Below are 21,410 nucleotides of genomic sequence, written 5' to 3' on the forward strand. Positions count from 1 at the left end.
AGATGAAGTGAAGATTTAGGAGGAATAGCTATGAAATTAAATAAGGAATTATATAAAGAATTTAAAACATATCCAGAAAAAGTATTGCAATTTGGAGAAGGTAACTTTTTGAGAGCTTTTGTTGATTGGCAAATAGATAAAATGAATGATGAAGCAGATTTCAATGGAAGCGTTGTAGTTGTTCAGCCATTAGAAAATGGTCTTGTGGACATGCTTAATGATCAAGATTGTTTATACACTTTATATTTACAAGGGGTTCAAAATGGGCAAGCATCAAAAACTCATAAAGTAATCAATAGTATAAGTAGGGGAATTAATCCTTACAGAGACTATAATGAATATTTAAAAGTTGCAGAAAATCCAGAATTAAGATTTATAGTGTCAAATACAACAGAGGCAGGAATTGCATTTGATGAAAACGATACTTTAAATGGAGGATGTCAAAAAAGTTATCCAGGTAAGCTAACAGCATTCTTATATCACAGATTTAATGCATTTAATGGAGATGACAGTAAGGGATTTATTATAATTCCGTGCGAGCTTATTGATAGAAATGGTGAAAAACTTAAAGAAATAGTATTAAGATATGCAGAAGTATGGAACTTAGGACAAGACTTTATTGATTGGACAAACAATGCTAATACTTTTTGCTGTAGTTTAGTTGATAGAATAGTGCCAGGATATCCAAGAGATACAATTGATGAGGTTAGAGAAGAGCTTGGATATGATGATAATTTAGTAGATGTAGGTGAAATATTCCACTTATGGGTAATAGAAGGTCCTCAGTCTATAAAATATGAATTACCAATAGAAAAAGCTGGACTTAATGTAAAAGTTGTAGATGATATGACACCATATAGAACAAGAAAAGTTAGAATTTTAAATGGGCCTCATACAGCAATGGTTCCAGTAGCATATCTTTATGGTTTAGAAACTGTAGGGGAAGCGGTTGATCATGAGGTTATAGGAAGATATGTCCATGATGTAATATATGATGAAATTATAGAAACTTTAGATTTGCCTCACGAAGAATTAGTGGAATTTGCAGATGCGATTATAGAAAGATTTCAAAATCCATATGTAAAGCACTATTTAATGAGTATAGCATTAAATTCATTATCTAAATATAAAACAAGAGATTTACCAAGTTTGACTGAATATCTAAAGAGAAAAGGTACACTTCCTAAGAAATTAGTATTTTCCCTTGCATCTTTAATAGAATTCTACAAAGGAAAAAGAGGAGAAGAGGATATTCAATTAGCTGATGATGAGGACATATTGGAATTGTTTAAGAAATTATGGGAAAAATACGATGGAACAAAAGAAGGACTAAACAAAATTGTAACTTCAGTTCTTGGGTATGAAAAGAATTGGGGAATCAATTTAAATGAAATTCCTAATCTTGCTGATGAGATTTCAAGATATTTAGAAATAATTGAAAAAGTAGGAATGAAGGAAGCTGTTAAAGTAGTTTTATAATGAAATTTATTATCGTGCAATTAAACTTTCTTAATTGCATGATAAGTAAATATATATCAATAATAAAGGAGGTAAATAAATGAGTTTTGATGAAAATTGTTTTTATTGTTCAAAGAATCAAGATTTAGATTCTTTAATGATTAAGATTTGTGATTTAGACGTATCAACAGTATATTTGTTTAAGGAACAAACTTATGGTGGAAGATGCAATGTTGTTTATAAGGAACATAAGAGTGAAATTGCGGATTTAACTGAAGAGGAAGCAGCAGCTTTCATAAATGACGCTAGAAAGGTAGCTAAAGCAATCCGTAAAGCCTTTAATCCAGATAAAGTAAATTATGGAGCATTTGCTGATACTATGAAACATCTTCATCTTCATATTGTACCTAAATATGAAGGCGGCCCATCTTGGGGAAAAACTTTTGAGATGAATCCACAAAAAATATATTTAAGCGATGATGAGTACCAAAACCTAATTTGTAAAATAAAAGATAATTTATAATATTGGTTTAATGAATAAAAAATTAACTAAATTAAAGATACGGAGGAAAAGGAATGTTAAATTCTGTTGACAAAAACGCATCAACTAATGCTAATAATGGAAACGTTAAATTAAGTTTAAGAGAGAAAATTTCTTACGGTTTTGGAGATTTTGGTAATGGATTTATGTTTGACTTAGGTCAATCATATCTTACAAAGTTTTTTATAGATACATGTGGAATTAGTGCTGGAGCAGTTGGTGGTATATTTGCATTTACAAAAATATTCGATGCATTCATGGATACATTAGCAGGATCATTAATAGATAGTAGAAAAGCAGGTAAATCAGGAAAGTTTAGACCTGTAATGATGATTTCGAGTATAATTCTTGCACTACTTACAATTATTACTTTTACTATGCCTGAGATGCCGCTTTCATCTAAGATTATATATGGTTATGCAACATATATGATTTGGGGGCTTGTATATTCATTCACTAATGTTCCTTACGGATCATTAGCATCGGTTATGACAAGAGATGTAGAGGATAGAAGCCAATTAGCTACATTTAGACAAGCTGGTTCATTAGGAGCACAATTAATAACAGGGGTAGCTTTTGTACCTATTCTTATGATGTTTAGTGATAAAAAAGTTGGTTATCCAGTTGCAGCTGCAGTTATGGCTGTTATAGGAGTTGTTTCATTCTTTATCTGTTTTGCAAACACAAAAGAACACGTTGTAGTTAACAGAGAAGGTAAATCAGAAAAGGCATCTGCTAAAGATTATTTTAAAGTTGTATTTACAAACAGACCATTATTATGTTTAATTCTTATGCAATTATTTACAATATCAGCTATGAATACTAACAACCAAATGATGATTTTCTTCTGCCAATATAACTTAGGAGATATTGCACTTCAACCAAAAGTTAATGGTATAATGATTGGATGTTCTGTAATTGGTATATTTGCTATTCCATTCTTAGTAAAGAAGTTTGGTAAAAAGAAAACTGCAATTACAGGATTAGTAATTGGAATTATTGCAAATGGATTAAACTTTGTAATACCAACAAATGCTACTACTTTCACAGTTCTTGTTACAATAGGATATGTTGCATTGGCTATTCCAAATGGAGTAACTTGGGCATTTGTTACAGATGCAATTGACTACGGTCATTGGCATACTGGAATAAGAAAAGAAGGCGTGACTTATGCTGCATTCAACTTTTCAAGAAAGATAGCTCAATCAATCGCTGCGCTTGTTAGTGCAAGTGTATTAGGTATGACTGGATATGTTGCAAATGCACAACAAAGTTCAGAAACATTGTTAGGAATTAAGGGAGCAATGACATTGTATCCAGCAGTAGCTTTAGCTTTAGCTGCTCTTGTAGTAGGTATATTACACAACTTACCAGATGACAAGTACAGAAAAGTTGCTCAAGATTTACAAGAAGGAAAATGGGAAAAAGGAATATTAGAATAATAATTATATAAATAAATCATTGATATTTAGCTAAGAATAATGAAACACTATCAACTCTCAAAATATAAGTTGATAGTGTTTTGTCTTTATATATTGAGTAAATAAAAAGATATATACTTGTAAAAAACTGTTAACGTTCACAAAAAAGTATTGCATATTTTTTGATTTGATACTATAATGTAAATATAACTTAAATAATTTTTAACTAAAATTGTTCACGTTAACAATTGTTCGATCTCTAATTGTTAACGTGAACGAAAAGTGCTTATTGTATTAAAATATTTATAAATACTTTAATACAATAAGCAAAGAAAAAATGTTTTGATATATAAATAAGCTATAAACTTATTTAATATATAACACAGTTCTTAAAAATACAGAAAATCAGTAATATAGACTTTAAAATAATATAGAATTCTTCAAACCCATAATTTTCATACTATAATTTATTAATAATATTTTAAGTTAACCATTTTAAGAACTGTGTATTTAATTAATAGTGATAGCGCAAAATAGATTTGTTAAGAAATAAATGTTTGAAATTATAATATATATTCTAAAAAATAGTTTAAAATACTATGAATTTTAAACTAATTGATATTCTAAAGAATAATTTTATTATCTAAAACCTGTATATATATTTATTATAAAGATATTAATTAAAAAAGAATTTGAGGTGTAATAATGAGAAGGAAAGAAGTTTTAGGCGATTATGATCTAGTTCAAAGGACTGTTAAAGAATTTATGGATGCATATAGAAAAGCGAAGGAGAGAATCTAAAATGGATGTTTTAACCAAGCTAAAATTCTTCATATTACAGGTATAACGCCAGCTTTATCGGAAAGTTGTAGAAGAGCAGTATACAGAGCAATAGAAATAGCCAAAGAAAACAAGATACAGCTGGAGCAGGCGATGGTTTTGCAGCTGGATTTTTAGCTGGATATTTAGAAAAATTATCACTAAACGAAATTGGACAATATGCTAACGGTGTTGGAGCTATGGCAACATTGGTACAAGGAGATATGGAAGGTTATCCATATTATGATCAACTGATGGAATTCATAGGAAAGAGACAAGGTGTTGAAAGATAGAATTTTCTGAAACAGATACTACTATATTTCTAACAATTGAAAATGTTAGCGCTATTAAAAGTATTTCCTTCATATAAAATGTTAATTACATTTAAGGATAAGTAAAGAGGATTATTTTGATAATTAAATTTTAAGTGTATTCTATCTCTAAATTATAAACTTCAAATAATATTTAAAATAAACTTTTACTTATCTTTAATAATATATAGATCCAAATTAATATTACTAATTGAAGGTATATCAAATATTAAAATGATAAAATTTGCATTGTTAATTGTCCATTGAAATTAGTTTAAGATATTTTTAATGAAAAAACTTAGGAGGAATAACTAATGAAATTGAATAAGAAACTATATAAAGAATTTAAGACTTACCCTGAAAAAGTGCTACAATTTGGGGAAGGAAATTTCCTAAGAGCATTTGTTGATTGGCAAATTGACAAAATGAATGAAGAAGCAGGTTTCAATGGAAGTGTCGTAATCGTTCAGCCTCAAGAAGGTGGACTAGTTAATATGCTAAATGAACAAGATGGCTTGTTTACACTTTATCTTCAAGGAGTTCAAGGAAAAAGAGCTATAAAAACACATAAAATAATCAATAGTATAAGTAGAGGAATTAATCCATATACAGATTATAATGAATATTTAAAAGTTGCAGAAAATCCGGAATTAAGATTTATAGTGTCAAATACAACTGAAGCAGGAATTGCATTTGATGAAAATGATAAGTTAAATGGAGGATGTCAAAAAAGTTTTCCAGGTAAGTTAACTGCATTTTTGTTCCGTAGATTTATGGTGTTTAATGGTGATAATAGTAAAGGTTTTATTATAATTCCATGTGAGCTTATTGATAGAAATGGTGAAAAACTTAAAGAAATAGTATTAATGTATGCAGAAATTTGGAATTTAGGACAAGATTTTGTGAATTGGATAAATGATGCTAATACTTTTTGCTGTAGTTTAGTTGATAGAATAGTTCCAGGATATCCAAGAGATACAATTGATGAAGTTAGAGAAGAACTTGGATATGATGATAATTTAGTAGATGTAGGTGAAATATTCCACTTATGGGTAATAGAAGGCCCTCAGTCTATAAAAGATGAATTACCAATAGAAAAAGCTGGACTTAATGTAAAAGTTGTAGATGATATGACACCATATAGAACAAGAAAAGTTAGAATTTTAAATGGGCCTCATACAGCAATGGTTCCAGTAGCATATCTTTATGGTTTAGAAACTGTAGGGGAAGCGGTTGATCATGAGGTTATAGGAAGATATGTCCACGATGTAATATATGATGAAATTATAGAAACTTTAGATTTGCCTCACGAAGAGCTAGTAGAATTTGCAGATGCGATTATAGAAAGATTTCAAAATCCATATGTGAAGCATTATCTAATGAGTATAGCATTAAATTCATTATCTAAATACAAAACAAGAGATTTACCAAGTTTGACTGAATATCTAAAGAGAAAAGGGGCGCTTCCTAAGAAACTAGTATTCTCCCTTGCATCTTTAATAGAATTCTACAAAGGAAAAAGAGGAGACAAAGACATTCAATTAACTGATGATGAGGATATATTAGAATTATTTAAGAAATTATGGGAAAAATACGATGGAACAAAAGAAGGCCTAAACAAAATTGTAACTTCTGTTCTTGCGTATGAAAAGAATTGGGGAAGTAATTTAAATGAAATTCCTAACCTAGCTGATGAAGTTTCAAGATATTTAGAAATAATTGAAAAAGTAGGGATGAAGGAAGCTATAAAAGAAGTTATTTAGAAATAAGATTATAAATTAGTATTATAGAATATTCATATGGCTGTTAAATTTAAAGTTATGAACAATAATTTAATGGAAGTAGGTAGAGATTAATGAAAGAAATTATAAAAATAAATGAAAAAGACAATGTTGTAGTAGCGCTTAGAGATTTGTCTAAAAGTGAAATTATAGAAGTTGAAAATAAAAAAATAGAAATAAAAGAAGACATAAAAAGAGGCCACAAAGTAGCTATATCAGACTTTAAAGTTGATGACAATGTAATAAAGTATGGATATCCAATAGGACATGCTATTAAAGATATATCATTAGGAGAATGGATTCACACGCATAATATTAAAACAAATTTGGATGGAATTATGGAATATAATTTTAATCAACAGCTAAAGCAAGTTTCTATAGAAAATAGAAATCTTACTTTTGATGGATATAAAAGAGCAAATGGTAATGTTGGTATAAGAAATGAACTTTGGATAGTACCAACTGTTGGGTGCGTTAATGGAATTGGTGAAAGAATAATCGAAAATTTCAAAGAAGATGTAAAACCTGTTGGAATCGATGGAGTTGAAATTTTTAAACATAATTATGGATGCTCTCAATTGGGAGATGATCATGCAAATACAAGAACTATGCTTGGAAATTTAGTAAAGCATCCTAATGCTGGAGGCGTGTTAGTACTTGGACTTGGTTGTGAAAATAATACAATGGCTGAATTTATTGAGTCATTAGGAGAATATGATACAACTAGAATTAAATTTTTAGTATCACAGGAAGTTTCTAACGAGATAGAGGAGGGCACCAAAATATTACGTGAGCTTTATGAAAATATGAAAGATGATAAGAGAGAATCAGTATCTCTATCAAATTTAAAAGTTGGATTAAAGTGCGGTGGTTCAGATGGGTTCTCGGGAATAACCGCAAATCCTCTTGTGGGTAGTTTTTCGGATTTCTTAGTTGCACAAGGTGGAACAACAATACTTACTGAAGTTCCTGAGATGTTTGGTGCGGAAACAATTCTTATGAATAGAGCTAAAGATAATGAAACTTTTGATAAAACTGTACATTTAATAAATGATTTTAAAGAATATTTCATGGCGTATAACCAGCCTATATATGAAAATCCTTCTCCAGGAAATAAAGCTGGTGGAATTACAACATTAGAGGATAAATCTTTAGGTTGTACACAGAAATCAGGAGATTCAACTGTTGTAGGCGTATTAAAATATGGTGAAACTTTAAAAACTAATGGATTAAATCTTTTAAGTGGGCCAGGAAATGACTTAGTTGCAGCCTCAGCTTTAGCGGCAGCTGGTTGTCATATGGTTTTATTTACAACAGGTAGAGGAACACCATTCGGTACATTTGTTCCAACAATGAAGATATCAACAAATACTCCACTATATGATTTAAAGCCACATTGGATGGATTTTAATGCAGGAACTTTAGTTGAAGATAAAACTTTAAGTGAAGTAACAGAAGAATTTATAAAATATGTGATTGAAGTGGCTAATGGGAAATATGTAAATAATGAAATTAATAAATTTAAAGAGTTAGCTATTTTAAAACAAGGTGTTACTTTGTAAAATTCAGCATAAGAAAGTATACTTGAGTAAAAAATATAACCAATTTAGCATATTAAATTAAAATTAATTTAATATGCTATTTTTATTATAAAAATTATAATTTGTACTTTACTGGATATAATGAATTTAATTGAGTATTTTAAGTATAAATCCTTCAAAGATAAATCTATATTTAAAATTCTAGCAAGTTAAATAATTAATTAGGACTAGGATTCAGAAACTCAATTTCAACATATATAAATAAGATAGGATGATTATAGCTTAATTTTTTAATAAATAATAATATAAAGAAAATCTTATCTTGAGCTTTAAGTAGGGGTATCATGATCCTGTTTGAAGGAAAGTGAATTATTGTGATTGAAAATGAATACATTTTATGATATTATAATTATAAATTTTAAAAATGAAATATAGTGTTGGGGGCAGTTGTGCTTAAATGTACATGATAAATATAGAATTAATATAAAATAGTTTATAGTATAAAATTTGAAGGGGTTTTGAAATCATGGAAATTAGCTTTGTAAGAATTGATGACAGATTAATACATGGACAGATTGCAACTATATGGTCAAAAGCAAGTGGATGTAACAGAATTATGGCGTGTAGTGATGAAGTTGCTAAAGATGATTTGAGAAAACAGTTGTTGCTTCAAGTAGCATTAAAAGGAATTAAAGCTTATGTAATACCAATAGAAACCGCTATCAAAGCTTATAAGGATCCTAAATATAAAAATTTTAAAACTTTATTTCTATTTACTAATCCAGCAGACGTACTTCGAATGATTGAAGGTGGAGTTGATATTAAATCTGTAAATGTTGGCGGAATGTGCTATAAGGATGGAAAAAAACAAATTACTGGTGCTATATCTGTAAATAATCAAGATATAGAATGCTTCAAGAAACTTTATGAGAAAGGGATTGAATTAGAGATAAGGCAGGTAGCGAAAGATAATAAGGTTAATTTAATTGACAGGTTAAAAGAATTGAAATTTCTATAGAAAATAACAGTGGAATGCTATATGACCTTTAATAGACAGAGGGGTGTAGCATTTTTTTTATTAAAGGTTAAAATTACTAGACAAGTATAATAAAAACAAAGCAAAAGCTCAAATGTAATACAATTATATGGTAATTAATTTGCCTGATTTCGGTATTAATACTATAATTTTTTACAAAGAAGTTATATTTCTATTGAATATGACTAAGAATTAAAAAACTAAATGTAAAAATGTTTTAGAGAGGAGAAATCTATGATAAAGCCTATAAAAAGAGCAGCTGTTTTACATGATTTATGCGGAATAGGAAAAGCGGCTTTAACCAATGTAATTCCTATTCTATCAACTTTGGGGGTGGAGGTTTGTCCGATACCTACTATGATATTAACAAGTCATACTGGAGGTTTTAGACCAAACATAGAAAGATTGGATGGATATATAAGTAAGGCGGTTCAACACTATCTTGAATTGAACATAAATTTTGAAAGTATATTTGTTGGATACTTAGGAAGTACTAATAATATTGAAGAAACTTTACTTTTATTAGAATCTGTAAAGAAGAATAAATCATTGGTAGTACTCGATCCTATTTTTGCTGATAACGGTTCATATTATAGTAATTTTAATAAGGAATATTCAGATAGCTTAAAAAGGATAATAAGATATTCGCATATCATTACACCTAACTTTACGGAAGCATGTATTCTATGTGGTGAAAAGATTGTAGAGGAAGTGAGTGAAGAGAAGCTATTAGTGATTTCTAGAAAATTATATAGTTTTGGGTGTGAAAATGTAGTAATCACAAGTGTACCTATCGCAAATAAAAAGAAGATTGGAATAACTGTATATAATGGAGAAAACGATTCTTTGAAATTAATAACTAGAGATAGGATAGAAAGATCGTATCCGGGAACTGGAGATGTTTTTACATCTGTTTTGATTGGATTAATTATGGATGACAATTCATTAGAAAAGAGCGTTGAGGAATCGTGCAAATTTGTTGAAGATTGCATTAAGGAAAGTAGTTCTTATGATTATCCAGTAAGAGAAGGATTACTTTTAGAACCAATATTGTATAAGTTAAATAATTTGAAACGGTCAATAGAAGAATAAAATATTTAAATGCGAATAAAAACAATCAATAAAAATCAATATATGTGAAAATGAATGATTTTTTTTGAAATAAAATGGTTGATTTTTATTGAAATATAAGTTATGATTATATCAGAGGAGTGATGATAATGTTTACAGAAGAAAGGTTTAATATCATTCTTCAGGAGTTGAAGGTAAAAGGAATAGTATCTGTTACTGATTTAGTACAATTACTGGATGCTTCGGAATCTACAGTTAGAAGAGATCTAAATACACTTGATAGTGAGGGACTTTTAAAGAAAATTCATGGAGGTGCAATTGCAATAGGTGAGAGTACATCCAAGCACGACTATAAAGTTAATGTTAGACAATCTTTGAATGTAGATGAAAAATCTGAAATAGCAAAGCATGCTGCTGCATTAATTGAAGATGGGGATATACTCTACTTGGATGCTGGAACAACAACTGAGATCTTAATAGATTTTATTGAAGCCAACGAAATAATAGTTGTAACTAATGGAATAGTTCATGCAAAAAAGCTTTTGGAAAGAGGTTTTAAGACTTTTATTGTTGGGGGCGAAGTTAAAGCTATAACTGAAGCAATAGTAGGAAGCACCGTTGTAGAAGATTTAAAAAAATATAACTTCTCAAAAGGCTTCTTTGGAGTAAATGGCGTAAGCAACGAGAGCGGTTATACAACTCCAGATATGAATGAAGCAATGGTTAAAGCTCAAGCAATGAAAATGTGCAGAGAATCATATGTATTAGCGGATCAATCTAAATTAGAAAAAGTTAGTTTTATAACTTTCGGAGCAATAGCAGATTCAACATTAATAACAACAAAAATTGATAATAATATTAGTTATGATACTAATGTAATAGAGGTGGTAAAAAATGATTAATACAATAACTCTTAATCCTTCTTTAGATTATATTGTTAAAGTTGATTCATTTAAAGTTGATTCATTAAATAGAACTGAAGAAGAAAATATTTATGCGGGTGGTAAAGGAATTAACGTATCCATAGTTCTTAAAAATCTAGGGGTAGCGAATACAGCTCTTGGATATGTTGCTGGATTTACTGGAGATGAAATTCTAAGACAAATACAAAGCCATGGCGTAAACTGTGATTTTATAAAATTAAAAAGTGGATTTTCTAGAATAAACGTGAAACTTAAAAGTGATGGAGAAACAGAAATTAATGGATCTGGACCTGCAATAACTGATGAAGAGTTAAATCTCTTACATGAAAAACTTTCGCATCTAACAAAAGGTGATTATTTAATATTATCAGGAAGTATACCAAATAGTGTGCCAGATAATATATATGAAAGCATTATGAACAGCTTATTGGATAAGGGTGTAGAGTTCATAGTTGATGCAACAAAAGATTTGCTATTAAAGGTATTAAAATATAAACCGTTTTTGATAAAACCAAATCATCATGAACTTGCAGAAATGTTTAATGTAGAGTTAAAAGATGATGAAGACATAATTAAATATGGTAGAAAACTTCAAGAAATGGGAGCAAAAAATGTTCTTATTTCAATGGCAGGGGATGGAGCAATTCTACTACCTGAAAATGGAGAACCTATAAAAAGAGCTGTTCCAAAAGGAATACTTAAAAATTCAGTTGGGGCTGGAGATTCAATGGTGGCTGGTTTCTTATGCGGATATTTGAAAAATAAAAATATAGATGAAGCGTTCAAGATGGGAATTGCTACAGGAAGTGCAAGTGCTTTCTCAGAAGAATTGGCAACAAAAGAACAAGTATATGAATTATTAAAGCAAATTTAATAGTGAATTTACTATAGTGTGAGTTGAATCTTATTATATTTTAAAGTTTTAACAAGGGTAATTTAACAAGTATTATGATTTTTACAAAAGCATAAAAATATATTTAAATTTTAGGAGGCTAACAATGAGGATTGTAGATTTATTACACAAACAAGGCATAAACTTAAATTTTAATCCAAATACAAAAGAACAATGCATAAATGAATTAGTTGATTTAATGGACAAAACTGGGAATTTAAATAATAAAGAAGAATATAAAAAAGCAATATTAGCTAGGGAAGAATTAAGTACAACCGGGATAGGGGACGGAATAGCAATTCCACATGGAAAAACAAGTGCAGTAAAGAAAGCATCTCTTGCAGCTGCAATTTGTAAAAAGGGTGTTGATTATGATTCGTTAGATGGTCAACCAGCACATCTTTTCTTCATGATTGCTGTACCAGATAATAATGATAATTTACACTTAGAAGTATTAGCAAGATTATCTACTATATTAATGGATGAATCATTTAGAACAAGCTTAGTAAACTGTTCTGATAAAGAAGAGTTTTTAAGGTTAATAGATAAGAAGGAAATGGAAAAGTTTCCTGAAGAGGTAAAGGGGGAAATAGAGATGAATAAAAGTGGTTATAGAGTATTAGCAGTAACTGCATGTCCAACAGGGATTGCGCATACTTACATGGCGGCTGAAAGTCTTGAAAGTAAGGGGAAAGATATGGGAGTCTCAATAAAAGTTGAGACAAATGGTTCTGGCGGCGCTAAAAACGTTTTAACAAAAGAAGAAATAGCAAATGCAGAATGTATAATTATAGCGGCTGATAAAAATGTAGAAATGGCTAGATTTGATGGTAAGAGAGTAATTAAAACCAAAGTTGCAGATGGAATACACAAGTCAACTCAATTAATTGAGGAAGCTATAAGTGGAAATGCTCCAATATATCATCATGCTGGAGGTGCTGATAGCAGCGAAGATGTTTCAAACGAATCAGTTGGACGTCAAATTTATAAGCATCTTATGAATGGTGTATCACATATGTTACCGTTTGTAATAGGTGGTGGTATATTAATAGCTTTAGCATTCTTATTTGATACATTTAATCCTGCTAATCCGAGTGGTTTTGGTACAGGTACACCATTAGCTGCAGTTTTGAAGAATATTGGTGGTACTGCATTTGGATTTATGTTACCGGTTCTTGCTGGATTTATTGCAATGAGTATTGGAGATAGACCAGCTCTTTCAGTAGGTTTTGTTGGTGGTGCTTTAGCTAGTGCCGGTGTTACTTTTGCAAGCGCATTTGATCCAAAGGTTCCAGCAGTTTCTGGTGGTTTCTTAGGTGCATTACTTGCAGGTTTCATTGCTGGATATTTAGTTGTTGGTCTTAAGAAGTTATTTGCAGGTTTACCAAACAGTTTAGAAGGTATAAAGCCAGTATTTTTATATCCGTTACTAGGAACATTTTTAATCGGTGTTATAATGTTATTCATAAACCCAATTATGGGATCGATAAATACAGGTATCACTGGTGCACTTAATTCAATGGGTGGTACAAGTAAGATTCTTTTAGGTATTGTTTTAGGTGGTATGATGTCAGTTGATATGGGTGGTCCAGTTAACAAAGCAGCTTATCTTTTTGGTACAGCATCACTTGCTAGTGGAAACTTTGATATAATGGCAGCTGTTATGGCTGGTGGTATGGTTCCACCACTTGCAATTGCAATATGTACTACAGTATTTAGAAATAAATTTACTGAAAAAGACAGGCAAGCAGGTCTTGTAAACTATATAATGGGATTATCATTTATCTCAGAAGGTGCGATTCCTTTTGCGGCAGCAGATCCAATAAGAGTACTACCATCTTGTATAATCGGTTCAGCAGTTGCTGGAGCTCTTTCAATGGCATTTGGATGTGCATTAAGAGCACCTCACGGTGGAATATTTGTTATTGCAATCGTAACTAACCCGCTTCAATACTTAGGAGCAATAGTCATTGGGGCAATAGTTGGGGCAATAATATTAGGAATAATAAAGAAACCAGTACAAAAATAAGATTTATGGGAAAATAAGAGGGTAAGTTAATATAAGGGTATAGGAAGCAGTGGAAGTTAAGAACATCCACTGCTTCTTTTATTGACTGCTAAATAAAATGAAAGGAAAAATATTTCTATAAAAAAGGATAAAATATAAGATTTTCTTATATATCTTTTTTATGGATTTGTATCATATGTTACGTAAAAATATAAAATAATATGGTATTATAAATTTACAAATAAAACATAATATAAATAAGTATTCAAAGTAAATAAATATGGATTTTTAAATTGTTTTAAGTTTAAAAATAACAAAGGTTTTATTTTCTAGTTAAATACTTTTGCTATAGGAGGAGAAAAAATATGAGTTTATTTTTAGGAAAGATACATTATTGGTTATTTAATAAGATTTTATGGTTTGAAAAATTAGAAGGTGAGATAATAAATCTTGCAAAAGAGGAAGGCTTAAATATAGATGAGTTGCGTAAAGAAATCAATGAAAAGTATGGTGAGCCAACTCCGAATCTTCCACTAGAAGAGATGATAGATACAAGTAACATCCATGGATGGTTACAAGGAAAAATTCATTCAGCAGAAGGAAGAATGGCTGCGTGGACAACAAAACTTATAAATAATAATAAAGGTGTTACTACAAAATTAGAAGAGATTTATTCTAGCCAAGGAATTAAAGCTGCAAGTGAAGTTAAAGAAAAGGGAATGGAACTTACAAATGCAGGTGAAATTTTTGACAGTATCAATGATTATATTTTAGATGGAATGCCATGTGATAGAGTCAATGAAGTAATTAAAGCAGAAGAAGATATCGTTGAATGGAAGAGAAGAGTATACGTTCATAGTGATATTTGGAATAAAGAAGAAGGTGACGTTGATTATTTCTACAAGCTAAGAAGTTTATGGGTTAAAGAATTTGTAAATGCAGTTAATTCAGATTTTGAGTATGTTGAAGAAGGCAACAATACAATGGTGATAAGAAGAAAATAAGATTCTTAGAATTAAGGATTTTTATGGGTTAATAATTTAAGAATAATAGAGTACCCAGCTATATTTTTGGTTATACGATGATTAAATTTATCACTATTATTTTTAATGAAAATATGTAATAGGAGGAAAAGATATGGATGCTATAGATTTAATGATGGAAGAACATAAGTATATAAAAAGAATGTTGGTTGTTGTAAGAAAAGCCTGTTTTAGATTATACAAAGGTGAAAAAATAAGTTATGATGATTTTAATTCCATGATAGGTTTTATTAGAAATTTTGCTGATTCTCATCATCATAAGAAAGAAGAAGTAATGCTTTTTAATAGAATGGTTGAAGAAATAGGCCCAACTGCTGAAAAAATAGTTAAGCATGGTATGCTTGTGGAGCATGATCTTGGAAGACTACACATAAGTGAACTTCAAGCTGCACTTAAAAATCTAAAAGATGGGGATGAAGAAGCTATTTTAGACGTAATTTCTAATGCTATCTCCTATACGCATTTATTAGAGAGACATATTGATAAAGAAGATAAAGTTGTATATACATTTGCCAAAAGAGAATTAAACGCAGGCACATTAACAGGTATAAATAAGGAATGTATTGACTTTGAAGAAATAAATAATCACATAAAAAAAGATAATATTTTAATATTAGAAGAATTGGAGAAAAAATACAATTCATAGGTAAATGGTGTTATAGTGGGAAGCGACTGTAACACCTTTATTTTTATATAAGTATACATTTAATGGGTGTATAAAAAATACTGATTTATGTAATTTAGAAATCAGTACAGCCTAATTACTTTCTTGATTTTTTATAAGTATATGGTTTTTGTGATAAGGCTTTAGACAAAAAATATTTTTCTAATGATAGAATTTGAATAAAAAATTATAGCAAGATAAAGTATAAAAACTTTATCTTGCTATAAAATATCCTCTAAAGTATATTTGCTAAATTCATCAACAAAAGAATTAATAGATGACGATAATATTGCTTTTAATTTACATTTTGAAGTGGAACAAGTATGTTTTGCACTTGAAAAACATTCAGATATAGATATACTTTCCTCTGTAATTATTAATATTTTTCCAAGGTTTATGTCTTTAGGCTCCAACCCAAGTTTTAAGCCACCATTTCTTCCTTTAGTTGATATTACATATTCAGTTTTACCTAGCCTATGAACGATTTTCTTTAAATGATGTTCAGATATTTCAAGGTTAGATGCCAACTCTTCCACAGTGCATATTTTATCTTGATTCTTAGCTAAATATATTAAAATTCTAAAAGCATAATCTGAAAACTTAGATAAGTTCAAATTTTCACATCCCTTCTTTAGTTTCATTATACCTTATAATAAAAAAAAGTAAATTGGTTAAAAATAAAATGTGCATTTGTATTGCACATTAAAAAAACCTGTGCTAATATTAAGGTGTATTTAGAATGCACTTTAAAATTTATACATATAAAGAAATTATATATAAGACTTACATTTATGGAGTTTAGACAGGTGTTTTGTGAAAAACATAGTTAATTAAATATTAGTTAGATAGGAGAATTGTTATGGATAAGAGTTTGTTAAAAGTGTGTGATTTAAGAATTGAAGCAGATGATAAAGAGATTTTAAAAGGATTAAATCTTGAAATAAATAAAGGTGAAGTTCACGTAATAATGGGACCAAATGGAGCTGGTAAATCTACTCTAGCCAATGCTCTTTTAAATAATCCTAAATATAAAAGATTGAGTGGAGATATAGAATTCGAAGGTGAAAACATAAATGAATTAAAGACTGATGAAAGAGCTAAAAAAGGTTTATTTTTATCATTTCAATACCCAGAAGAAATTCCAGGAATTACTGTAGAGAATTTCTTAAAGTATGCTAAGAGAACTACAGATGGAAATGTGCTAAAACATTTTAAGTTTGACTTAGATTTAAAGAACAATATGAAGGAATTAAAAATAGATGAAAGCTATGCAAGCAGATATTTAAATGTAGGATTTTCAGGTGGAGAAAAGAAGAAAAATGAAATACTGCAAATGTTAACTTTAAATCCAAAGTTGGCAATTTTAGATGAATCAGATTCTGGACTCGATGTTGACGCTATAAGAATTGTTTCTAAAGGTATTAAAATGTTCTCAAATGAAAACAATGGAGTTTTAATTATTACTCATAATACAAAAATATTAGAAAATTTAAAACCTGATTATGTTCATGTATTAGTAGATGGAAGAATAGTTAAAACCGGAGATGGAAGTTTAGCTAATGAAATTGAAGAAAAGGGTTATGAATCTTTTAAAGAAAATGTAGCTATATAAAGGTGGTGAAATAAGATGGAAAACAAAAAGAAGACTTATATAGATGAAATGGATAGAGGAATCTATGATGTTAAAAATGAAGACAGCTTTAGTTTTAAATCTGAAAAAGGCTTAACAAAAGATATAATTGAAACTATTTCAGAAGAAAAAAATGAAGCCAAATGGATGAGAGATTTTAGATTAAGATCTTTAGAAATATATAATAAATTGAAATTACCAACATGGGGACCATCCTTGGATGAGTTAGATATGGATAACATTGTAACCTATGTAAGGCCAAAGAGCAGCTTAGTTGGTTCTTGGGATGAAGTGCCTGAGGATATAAAGAAAACTTTTGATTTACTAGGAATTCCAGAAGCTGAAAAGAAATCACTAGCTGGAGTTGGAGCACAGTATGACTCAGAAGTAGTTTACCACAGTATAAAAGAAGATTTAGTAAAACAAGGCGTAATTTATACTGATATGGAAACAGCATTAAGAGAACATGAGGATTTAGTTAAAGAATATTTTATGAAGTGTGTTACACCTAATGATCATAAATTTGTTGCACTTCATGGAGCTGTTTGGTCAGGAGGATCTTTTGTGTATGTTCCTAAAGGGGTTAATGTAGACATACCGCTACAATCTTATTTCAGATTAAATTCACCTGGAGCAGGACAATTTGAACATACACTAATTATTGTAGATGAAGGAGCAAAGCTTCATTTTATTGAAGGTTGCTCAGCTCCAAAGTATAGCGTTACAAATTTACATGCAGGCTGTGTTGAGCTCTATGTAAAAGAAGGCGCAACACTAAGATATAGTACAATAGAAAACTGGTCAAAGAACATGCTTAACTTAAACACTAAGAGAGCAATTGTTGAAAAGAATGGAACAATAGAATGGGTATCAGGTTCTTTTGGTTCACAAATATCGATGCTATATCCTATGAGTATATTAAAGGGCGAAGGAGCAAGAGCAGAATTTACAGGTGTATCTTTTGCAGGTAAGGGACAAAACTTAGATACTGGAGCAAAGGTTATACATGCCGCACCAAACACTTCTTCTACTATAAACTCAAAATCAATTTCAAGAAACGGTGGAAAAGCTACTTATAGAGGAGTATTAAAGGTAAATTCAAATGCCTATAATTCAAAATCTATGGTATCCTGTGAATCTCTAATGTTAGATAATAAATCAAAATCAGACACTATTCCAGTAATTGATTTATTAAATGATGATGTTGAAATTGGTCATGAAGCAAAAATAGGTAAGATAAGTGATGCTTCTATTTTCTACCTTATGACTAGAGGAATAAGTGAAGATGAAGCTAAATCTATGATAGTAAGAGGGTTTGTGGAACCTATATCAAAAGAATTACCATTAGAATATGCAGTAGAAATGAACAATTTAATCAACATAGAATTAGAAGGAAGCATAGGGTAGGTGAGAGAAATGAAGGCTATACAATTTAATAATTTAAATAAAACTCCAATAAGAACTAAAAGCTGGGTTAATATTAATGATATAAGCCTTGGAGAATTAAATATTGGAGAAATTAAAAAGTTTGATAACGTAGAAATCAAGGGCTTAGAAGGCGTTGATATTCAAAAGTTAGAAAATGACAAAATATTACCTTTATATAGAGAGTTTCAATATGGAATCAGTGAAGATTTAATAAACCAAGGTAAAGAAGGTTTCAACCAAGGTTATGTAATAACAATAGGTAGAAATATAAAAACTGAAGAACCAATAATTATAGAATTTAATATGGATAAAGATAACAGCTATTTAGTAGATAATTTAATAATTGTTGGAGAAGAAAATTCGAAAGCTTCTATTATAGTAAAGTATAAATCTTTGGACGATTCAATTGGTTATCATAATGGAATTTGTACTATATATTCAAAGAAGAATAGTGAAATTAAACTAACTAAAGTGAATTTTTTAAATGAAAATACCGTTCATTTCGATTCTAATGTTTCAGATATTGAAGAAGATGGAAAGGTTGATTTTATATCAGTAGACCTTGGAGGACAATATAGTATTTACAATTATCATGGAGATTTAATAGGTGATAAATCAGCTGCCAATATAAATTCTATTTATTTAGGAAATAAAGATAAACTTATAGACATTAATTACATTATTACTCACAAAGGTAAAAGAAGTAATTCCAATATAAATGTTAAAGGGGCACTTCAAGGAAAAGCTAGAAAGGCTTTCAAAGGAACCTTGGATTTTAAAACTGGTGCATCTAAAAGTGTTGGTGCAGAAGATGAATATTGTATGCTCCTTTCAAAAGAAGCTAGAGCTAAAGCAATGCCAGTGCTATTATGTGCAGAAGATGATGTTTCAGGAGAACATGCAGCATCTTCAGGAAGAATTGATGAAAACAAATTATTTTATTTGATGTCTAGAGGATTAAGTTATGATGAAGCTAAGATTGTAATTGTTAGAGCTGCATTTAATCCAATAATAGATTCAATTGGTGATAATGACGTTATAGAAGAAATATTACAAGAAGTAGACAGGGGACTTAAAAATGAATAATGTAGATTTTTTGAAAGATTTCCCTGTTTTGAGGGCCAATGAAAATGGGGAAAGATTAGTTTATTTAGATAGCGGTGCTACAACGCAAAAGCCTGTTCAAGTTATAGAAGCTATTGAAAACTACTATAAAGTAAGTAATGCAAATCCTCATAGAGGTGCTTATAAGTTAAGTATTGATGCAACAAAGGCCTATGATGACGCTAGAGAAAAGATTAGAAGATTCATTGATGCAGAATTTTCAAAAGAAGTAATTTTTATTAAAAATGCAACAGAAGGCTTTAATCTTATAGCATCTTCTTATGGAATGAACAACATTAATGAAGGTGATGAAATTGTTATTTCAATTGCAGAGCATCATTCAAACCTTATTCCATGGCAGATTGTAGCTAGAGCTAAAAAAGCAACTTTAAAATATATGTACGTAAATGAAAACGGAGAAATTCCAGAAGAAGAAATTAAAGATAAGATTACTGAAAGGACTAAACTAGTTAGCATAACTCATGTTTCTAATGCACTTGGAACTATAAATCCAGTAAAAGAGATTATAGAGTATGCTCATTCAAAAGGTGCTAAAGTAATTGTAGATGGATCACAAAGCGTACCACATATGAAAGTAAGTGTAAGAGACTTAGATGCAGATTTTTTAGTGTTTTCAGGACACAAACTTTTAGGCCCAATGGGAATTGGCGTAGTTTACGGCAAGAAGGAGCTTTTGGAAAGCATGCCACCATATATAGTTGGTGGAGATATGATTGAATATGTTTATGAGCAGGAAGCAACCTTTGCAGAATTGCCATCTAAGTTTGAAGGTGGTACTCAAAATGTTGAAGGTGCTGTAGGGCTTGCAGCTGCCATTGATTATCTAGAAAATATAGGAATGAAAAGAATAGATGAAATAGAAAGAGAACTTACAAGTTATGCAATTGAAAAATTTCAAGAACTGCCTTATATAAAGCTATATGGGCCTAAGGATTTAAGCCATAGAGGTGGAATAATTTCATTTGATATAGAGGGAGTTCATCCTCATGATGTTGCTTCAGTTTTTGATTCTCATGGCGTTGCAATAAGATCAGGCAATCATTGTGCTCAGCCATTAATGAGATATATGGGTATTAATGCAACCTGCAGAGCTAGTTTTTATTTTTATAATACAAAAGAAGATGTAGATAAATTAATTGAAGCAACAAAGAAAACATATGAAATGTTTTTGAAATGGAGGTAATTTAGATGGATTTAAATGCTATTTATACAGAACTTATAATGGAACACAGCACTTCTAAGCATAATAAGAGAAACTTAGATAGCCCAGATATAAAAGAAAAAGGTCATAATCCTAGCTGTGGAGATGAAATTACGTTAGAACTTAAATTAAACAATGGTGTTATTGAAGATTTAGCCTTTACAGGGCAAGGGTGTGCAATATCTCAAGCATCTACATCAATAATGATAGATTTGATAAAAGGTAAAAATATCGAAGAAGCATTAAAGCTTACAGAAACTTTTATTGGAATGATTAAAAGAGAAATTAAAGATGATGAAGAATTATATGCATTAGAAGATGCTATGGCTTTTAAAAATATCTCTAATATGCCAGCAAGAGTTAAATGTGCAGTTTTAGCATGGCATACTTTGAAGGAAGCTTTGGAAAAATAATTATTATTAGATAGCATAGAACCTAGACCTTATTTAAAATCAAACGAAATGTAAAATGTTATTTTAGTCAAGTAAAAACTTTAAATTCTTATATAAATATAGAA

The 21,410-nt window shown here is 29.9% G+C and carries 18 protein-coding genes and 1 pseudogene; 18 read left to right on the forward strand and 1 reads right to left on the reverse strand.

Translation table 11 applies throughout. From position 1 onward, the window contains the following. Positions 1 to 30: 30 nt before the first annotated feature. The 13 genes and pseudogenes from ACJDTP_RS11935 (at position 31) to ACJDTP_RS11995 (ending at position 15,491) form a co-directional block, all read left to right on the forward strand. A complete protein-coding gene (locus tag ACJDTP_RS11935; RefSeq protein WP_173713455.1) occupies positions 31 to 1,479 on the forward strand; it encodes a tagaturonate reductase in 1,449 nt (482 codons plus the stop codon). Positions 1,480 to 1,558: 79 nt separating this feature from the next. Then, positions 1,559 to 1,981, forward strand: coding sequence for an HIT family protein (locus ACJDTP_RS11940; RefSeq protein ID WP_173713456.1), 423 nt, complete (start codon positions 1,559 to 1,561; stop codon positions 1,979 to 1,981). 53 nt (positions 1,982 to 2,034) lie between these two features. Then, a complete protein-coding gene (locus ACJDTP_RS11945) occupies positions 2,035 to 3,441 on the forward strand; it encodes a glycoside-pentoside-hexuronide (GPH):cation symporter (protein ID WP_406761325.1) in 1,407 nt (468 codons plus the stop codon). 860 nt (positions 3,442 to 4,301) lie between these two features. After that, positions 4,302 to 4,412 (forward strand): annotated as a pseudogene (locus ACJDTP_RS11950) (PfkB family carbohydrate kinase); the annotation flags it as partial. Between the two features lie 452 nt (positions 4,413 to 4,864). Further along, a complete protein-coding gene (locus tag ACJDTP_RS11955) occupies positions 4,865 to 6,313 on the forward strand; it encodes a tagaturonate reductase (protein WP_406761326.1) in 1,449 nt (482 codons plus the stop codon). 92 nt (positions 6,314 to 6,405) lie between these two features. Beyond that, positions 6,406 to 7,893, forward strand: a complete 1,488-nt coding sequence (locus ACJDTP_RS11960) for a UxaA family hydrolase (protein ID WP_406761327.1) — start codon at positions 6,406 to 6,408, stop codon at positions 7,891 to 7,893. A 505-nt stretch (positions 7,894 to 8,398) separates the two neighbouring features. Next, a complete protein-coding gene (locus ACJDTP_RS11965; protein WP_077838998.1) occupies positions 8,399 to 8,890 on the forward strand; it encodes a mannose/fructose/sorbose PTS transporter subunit IIB in 492 nt (163 codons plus the stop codon). Positions 8,891 to 9,142: 252 nt separating this feature from the next. Then, the gene (locus tag ACJDTP_RS11970) at positions 9,143 to 10,000 is read left to right on the forward strand and encodes a pyridoxamine kinase (RefSeq protein WP_406761328.1); all 858 of its coding nucleotides are present in this window, start codon (positions 9,143 to 9,145) and stop codon (positions 9,998 to 10,000) included. Between the two features lie 128 nt (positions 10,001 to 10,128). Then, positions 10,129 to 10,881 (forward strand): DeoR/GlpR family DNA-binding transcription regulator, encoded by a 753-nt coding sequence (locus ACJDTP_RS11975; protein ID WP_077868397.1) that lies wholly within the window; start codon positions 10,129 to 10,131, stop codon positions 10,879 to 10,881. Continuing rightward, complete coding sequence (gene pfkB, locus ACJDTP_RS11980) at positions 10,874 to 11,776, forward strand: 1-phosphofructokinase (protein WP_077839001.1); 903 nt, start codon at positions 10,874 to 10,876, stop codon at positions 11,774 to 11,776. The genes ACJDTP_RS11975 and pfkB overlap by 8 nt, the downstream gene beginning before the upstream one ends. Positions 11,777 to 11,900: 124 nt before the next feature. Continuing rightward, complete coding sequence (locus ACJDTP_RS11985) at positions 11,901 to 13,823, forward strand: PTS fructose transporter subunit IIABC (RefSeq protein WP_078117050.1); 1,923 nt, start codon at positions 11,901 to 11,903, stop codon at positions 13,821 to 13,823. 344 nt (positions 13,824 to 14,167) lie between these two features. Continuing rightward, entirely contained in the window at positions 14,168 to 14,806 is a 639-nt protein-coding gene (locus tag ACJDTP_RS11990) for a hypothetical protein (protein ID WP_406761329.1), read from the forward strand. 133 nt (positions 14,807 to 14,939) lie between these two features. Next, on the forward strand, positions 14,940 to 15,491 hold the full coding sequence (locus ACJDTP_RS11995; protein WP_017209652.1) for a hemerythrin domain-containing protein: 552 nt from the start codon (positions 14,940 to 14,942) through the stop codon (positions 15,489 to 15,491). Between the two features lie 239 nt (positions 15,492 to 15,730). On the opposite strand, the gene ACJDTP_RS12000 is transcribed toward ACJDTP_RS11995, so the two are convergent. After that, positions 15,731 to 16,123, reverse strand: a complete 393-nt coding sequence (locus tag ACJDTP_RS12000; RefSeq protein ID WP_011969170.1) for an RrF2 family transcriptional regulator — start codon at positions 16,121 to 16,123, stop codon at positions 15,731 to 15,733. A 245-nt stretch (positions 16,124 to 16,368) separates the two neighbouring features. On the opposite strand from ACJDTP_RS12000, the gene sufC reads away from it, so the two are divergent. Genes sufC through sufU form a run of 5 tightly spaced genes read left to right on the forward strand, consistent with a single transcriptional unit; the run spans position 16,369 to position 21,306 of the window. Continuing rightward, a complete protein-coding gene (gene sufC / locus ACJDTP_RS12005; protein WP_011969171.1) occupies positions 16,369 to 17,121 on the forward strand; it encodes a Fe-S cluster assembly ATPase SufC in 753 nt (250 codons plus the stop codon). Positions 17,122 to 17,136: 15 nt separating this feature from the next. Beyond that, the gene (sufB, locus tag ACJDTP_RS12010; protein ID WP_039772420.1) at positions 17,137 to 18,546 is read left to right on the forward strand and encodes a Fe-S cluster assembly protein SufB; all 1,410 of its coding nucleotides are present in this window, start codon (positions 17,137 to 17,139) and stop codon (positions 18,544 to 18,546) included. Positions 18,547 to 18,555: 9 nt separating this feature from the next. After that, on the forward strand, positions 18,556 to 19,653 hold the full coding sequence (gene sufD, locus ACJDTP_RS12015; protein WP_039772429.1) for a Fe-S cluster assembly protein SufD: 1,098 nt from the start codon (positions 18,556 to 18,558) through the stop codon (positions 19,651 to 19,653). Continuing rightward, positions 19,646 to 20,875, forward strand: a complete 1,230-nt coding sequence (locus tag ACJDTP_RS12020) for a cysteine desulfurase (RefSeq protein ID WP_039772422.1) — start codon at positions 19,646 to 19,648, stop codon at positions 20,873 to 20,875. Before sufD ends, ACJDTP_RS12020 begins: the two co-directional genes overlap by 8 nt. Before the next feature lie 5 nt (positions 20,876 to 20,880). Continuing rightward, the gene (gene sufU / locus ACJDTP_RS12025) at positions 20,881 to 21,306 is read left to right on the forward strand and encodes a Fe-S cluster assembly sulfur transfer protein SufU (protein ID WP_039772424.1); all 426 of its coding nucleotides are present in this window, start codon (positions 20,881 to 20,883) and stop codon (positions 21,304 to 21,306) included. Positions 21,307 to 21,410: the final 104 nt, after the last annotated feature.

The organism is Candidatus Clostridium helianthi, from assembly GCF_045310795.1.
In the GTDB taxonomy this organism is placed as follows: domain Bacteria; phylum Bacillota; class Clostridia; order Clostridiales; family Clostridiaceae; genus Clostridium; species Clostridium helianthi.

Bases quoted from the DNA above. Each gene is read 5' to 3' on its own strand.
- ACJDTP_RS11935 (WP_173713455.1), top strand. From the start codon at position 31: ATGAAATTAAATAAGGAATTATATAAAGAATTTAAAACATATCCAGAA.
- ACJDTP_RS11940 (WP_173713456.1), top strand. From the start codon at position 1,559: ATGAGTTTTGATGAAAATTGTTTTTATTGTTCAAAGAATCAAGATTTA.
- ACJDTP_RS11945 (WP_406761325.1), top strand. From the start codon at position 2,035: ATGTTAAATTCTGTTGACAAAAACGCATCAACTAATGCTAATAATGGA.
- ACJDTP_RS11955 (WP_406761326.1), top strand. From the start codon at position 4,865: ATGAAATTGAATAAGAAACTATATAAAGAATTTAAGACTTACCCTGAA.
- ACJDTP_RS11960 (WP_406761327.1), top strand. From the start codon at position 6,406: ATGAAAGAAATTATAAAAATAAATGAAAAAGACAATGTTGTAGTAGCG.
- ACJDTP_RS11965 (WP_077838998.1), top strand. From the start codon at position 8,399: ATGGAAATTAGCTTTGTAAGAATTGATGACAGATTAATACATGGACAG.
- ACJDTP_RS11970 (WP_406761328.1), top strand. From the start codon at position 9,143: ATGATAAAGCCTATAAAAAGAGCAGCTGTTTTACATGATTTATGCGGA.
- ACJDTP_RS11975 (WP_077868397.1), top strand. From the start codon at position 10,129: ATGTTTACAGAAGAAAGGTTTAATATCATTCTTCAGGAGTTGAAGGTA.
- pfkB (WP_077839001.1), top strand. From the start codon at position 10,874: ATGATTAATACAATAACTCTTAATCCTTCTTTAGATTATATTGTTAAA.
- ACJDTP_RS11985 (WP_078117050.1), top strand. From the start codon at position 11,901: ATGAGGATTGTAGATTTATTACACAAACAAGGCATAAACTTAAATTTT.
- ACJDTP_RS11990 (WP_406761329.1), top strand. From the start codon at position 14,168: ATGAGTTTATTTTTAGGAAAGATACATTATTGGTTATTTAATAAGATT.
- ACJDTP_RS11995 (WP_017209652.1), top strand. From the start codon at position 14,940: ATGGATGCTATAGATTTAATGATGGAAGAACATAAGTATATAAAAAGA.
- sufC (WP_011969171.1), top strand. From the start codon at position 16,369: ATGGATAAGAGTTTGTTAAAAGTGTGTGATTTAAGAATTGAAGCAGAT.
- sufB (WP_039772420.1), top strand. From the start codon at position 17,137: ATGGAAAACAAAAAGAAGACTTATATAGATGAAATGGATAGAGGAATC.
- sufD (WP_039772429.1), top strand. From the start codon at position 18,556: ATGAAGGCTATACAATTTAATAATTTAAATAAAACTCCAATAAGAACT.
- ACJDTP_RS12020 (WP_039772422.1), top strand. From the start codon at position 19,646: ATGAATAATGTAGATTTTTTGAAAGATTTCCCTGTTTTGAGGGCCAAT.
- sufU (WP_039772424.1), top strand. From the start codon at position 20,881: ATGGATTTAAATGCTATTTATACAGAACTTATAATGGAACACAGCACT.